The organism is uncultured Bifidobacterium sp. (assembly GCF_959020145.1).
In the GTDB taxonomy this organism is placed as follows: domain Bacteria; phylum Actinomycetota; class Actinomycetes; order Actinomycetales; family Bifidobacteriaceae; genus Bifidobacterium.
Genome location: NZ_CAUEQY010000070.1, coordinates 1 through 3,704 on the forward strand (window position 1 = coordinate 1; position 3,704 = coordinate 3,704).

At 57.9% G+C, this 3,704-nt stretch carries 2 protein-coding genes; one reads left to right on the forward strand and one right to left on the reverse strand.

Features of this window, described 5'->3' with window-relative positions; genetic code table 11:
- Positions 1-2,180 (reverse strand): transglycosylase domain-containing protein (locus Q5H33_RS08180; protein ID WP_302423959.1); only part of this gene is annotated, 2,180 nt, incomplete at its 3' end.
- Positions 2,181-2,423: 243 nt separating this feature from the next.
- Between Q5H33_RS08180 and Q5H33_RS08185 the strand changes: the two genes are divergently transcribed.
- Positions 2,424-3,566: an inositol-3-phosphate synthase gene (locus tag Q5H33_RS08185; RefSeq protein WP_302423961.1), complete on the forward strand. Its 1,143-nt coding sequence runs from the start codon at positions 2,424-2,426 to the stop codon at positions 3,564-3,566.
- Positions 3,567-3,704 lie beyond the last annotated feature (138 nt).

The following is a 3,704-nucleotide window of genomic DNA, read 5'->3' on the forward strand; positions in this document are numbered from 1 at the left end:
CCGCCGTCTCCGGAGTTGCCGCCGTCTCCGTTACCGCCGCTGTTCTGATCGCTGTTTTGCGTAGGATCGGGTGTGGTCTGCTCGGTGTTCTCTTCGGCCTTCGGCATCTCCTGATTCTGCCGTGTCTCGGTCTTCTGCGCGCCGGTGCCCCATGTGCCGTCCGGGCCGCCGATCTTGCCGTTGTCGGTCGGTTCGGTGAAGGTCAGCACCTCCTGATTCTGCAATGCGAGCGACATGAACTCCTCGAACAGATGCGACGGGTAGCCCGTGGAGGAAACGCCATAGCCTGCGAACGATGGCACTTCCTGCGCGCTGCCGTCTTCCGCAGGATTCCAAATGGCCCACACATTGAGCAGCTGCGGCGTGTAGCCCACGAACGAAGCGGCCTTCTCGTCGTTTGCGGTACCGGACTTACCGGCCACCTGACGTCCGAGACGTGTCGAAACGCCAGCCGCGGTGCCATACGTGGTGGTGCCCTGCATGGCCTTCTGCACCAGATGGCAATCGTTCGCATCGAACACCTGCTGGTTCTCCTGAGCCGTCTTGTACAGCTCCTTCGAACCGTCGGACGTGAGCACCGTGTCGACGATGTGCAGCGTGTTCTTCACGCCATCGTTCGCAATGGTGGAGTGGCCTTGCGCCAGATCCCACACGGTAATGCCGTTGATGCCCAGAATGTTGTAGGTGGTGTCTTCGGCGATGTCTTCCTCAATGCCCGCCTGATGCGCGATCTTGGCGAGATTCGCGGCGCCGAGGTGCTTGTTGACCTCCATGAACACCGTGTTCACCGAATTCGCGGTCGCCTGATAGAGGTTGATATACCCGTAATTGGTGTTCAACGCGTTCGGCACCTGCGCGGTGGTTCCCGGCGTCGTTTCAAACGTCAGGCCGGAATTGCCGTTGAAGATGGTGTTGAAATTCACACCCTCCTGCGCGGCTCCCAGCAAGCCGAACGGCTTCATGGTGGAACCCGGTTCGAACGTGGCCTGCGTGGCGTTGTTGAGCTGCTTGGTGAGGTAATCGTTGCCCGCATACATGGCTTTCACGGAACCGGTCTTCTGATCGACCGCAATACCGCCCACCTGAATACTTTCCGGCATGCCCTCCGGTCGGGTGTCGCCGACCTGCTGAATCTCGTCCTGCATGTCCTTGTCGAGCGTGGTGACGATCTTGTAGCCGCCGGTTTCCAGATCATCGGCGGTGAACGCCTTGGAATTGACCAGTTCGTTCTTCACCGTGGTCAGCAGATACCCGTTCGCGCCGGCCATCTGGTTGCTCTGCTGTATTTCCGCCACGGCAGGGAACTGCGCTTCCTTCTTCTCCTGGGCGGTGATGTAGCCGTCTTCCTTCATGATGCTGAGCACGCGGTCATATCGCTTTTCGGCCTGTTCCTGATTGACGGCCGGATCCCATGAGCTCGGCGCCGGAATGATACCGGCCAACATGGCGGCTTCCGACAAGGTCAGATCGCTGGCGTTCTTGTTGAAATACGCCTTCGCCGCCGCCTGAATGCCATATGCGCCACGACCAAGATAAATCGTGTTCATGTAATTGCATAGCACTTGGCTCTTATCTTGTGCCTGCGCGATCTTGATGGCCAGGAACGCTTCCCTCAGCTTGCCGGAATACGACGTGGTTTCGCCCAAATAGTAGCGTTCCGCATACTGTTGGGTGATGGTCGAACCGCCCTGACGGCTGCCTGTGGTCAGATTCGTATACAGCGCTCGCGCGATGCCATACAGATCGATGCCCTTGTTGGTGTAGAAGGAACGGTCTTCCGACGCGACGATGGCATTGCCCACATAATCCGGCAATACCGCACAGTCGATGATTTCGCGGTTCTGTTCCGCGTAGCTGCCAATTTCCGTAGTGCCGTCGGCATAGTAGACGGTGGTTTTTTCGGCGAGGGCGAACTTTTCCGGTTCGGGGATTTCCGTGGTGATATACATGTATGCGAACAGGCCGATTCCTGCCGCGAGCAGCGCTGCGAAGATGCCGAGTGCCCACTTCAGCACGAGATGCTTGCGCTTGTTCTGCTTTTTCTGAGGTCCGTTGGCGCGGTGCGATCCGTGGTTCTGCGGCTTGGGCGCGCTATGGGATGCGTTGCTGCGATTGCTGCCGGCGCCGCCGCTGCGGGCGCTTCTTGAGCGTGAGCTTACGCTTCGTGTATGTGAAACCATAGGTTCCACCGTAGCTGATTGACTTGAGAAATCAGGTGAAAATGGGGTGAGTTTGCCCTTGGGAGGGCATTTTTTGCGCAGCTCTTTTACAAATCGACAGTTTGTGGATCGTTGTCTCAATATCGGCTTATTTTCAGGGTTTTATCAGTTTTTCAGGTGCCTTTTCGCTGTTTCGCAGGTATGCTTGAAATTTGGTACCTGTGAAACGCATATATGCATATATAACAGAGGAGTCGTTTACAGATGAGCATTCGTGTAGCTATCGCTGGCGTTGGCAATTGCGCTTCTTCGCTGGTGCAGGGCGTTGAATACTACAAAGACACGAAGGACGAGGATAAGATTCCCGGTCTGATGCACAACAATTTCGGCGGATATCGCGTGCGTGACATTGAATTCGTCGCCGCATTCGATGTGGACGCGCTGAAGGTCGGCAAGGATCTGTCTGAAGCCATCGAAGCGTCGCAGAACAACACGATCAAATTCGCCGACGTGCCGAATCTGGGCGTCGAAGTGCTGCGCGGCCCGACCAACGATGGTCTGGGTGAATACTATCGCCAGATGATCGAAGAGTCCGGCGCCGAGCCGGTCGACGTGGCCCAGGTGCTGCGCGACAAGAAGGTCGACGTGCTCGTTTCCTACCTGCCGGTCGGTTCCGAGCAGGCCGACAAGGCATACGCCCAAGCCGCCATGGACGCCGGATGCGCGTTCGTGAACTGCCTGCCGGTGTTCATCGCATCCGATCCGGAATGGGCTCAGAAGTTCCGTGACGCCGGTGTGCCGATCGTCGGCGACGATATCAAGTCCCAGGTCGGCGCCACCATCACGCACCGCGTGCTCGCCCGTCTGTTCGAGGATCGTGGCGTGCGCTTGGACCGCACGTACCAGCTCAATGTGGGCGGCAACATGGACTTCATGAACATGCTGCAGCGCTCGCGCTTGGAATCCAAGAAGATTTCCAAGACCCGCGCCGTCACCTCCGTGGTGCCGCACGATATGGACCCGCACAATGTGCATATCGGCCCGTCCGATTACGTGGCATGGCTTGACGACCGCAAGTTCGCGTTCGTGCGTCTTGAAGGCACTACGTTCGGCGATGTGCCGCTGAGCTTGGAATACAAGCTGCAGGTGTGGGATTCCCCGAATTCCGCCGGTATTGTGATCGATGCCGTGCGTGCCGCCAAGATCGCGCTTGACCGTCATCTGGCCGGCCCGATTCTGGCTCCGAGCTCCTATTTCATGAAGTCGCCGGCCGTGCAGCACGAGGATGGCGAGGCCCGCCGCTTGGTGGAGGAGTTCATCAAGGGCGAGGTCGAAGGCAGCGAAGAGCAGCTTGATGCCGATGTTGCCGCCGCCAAGGCAGCTGGCAAGGATGTGTGGCGCGCCTGATTTTTAGTTCGCCTGATATGAGGAATCCCCAATCTACCGTCGGTGGATTGGGGATTTTTAATTACGATTTGGAAACGATGCGTATCGTCACTTCTTGAGAAGGGGTTCGACCTGTTCCTCGTACGCGGTCAACGCGGT

Bases quoted from the DNA above. Each gene is read 5' to 3' on its own strand.
- Q5H33_RS08185 (WP_302423961.1), top strand. From the start codon at position 2,424: ATGAGCATTCGTGTAGCTATCGCTGGCGTTGGCAATTGCGCTTCTTCG.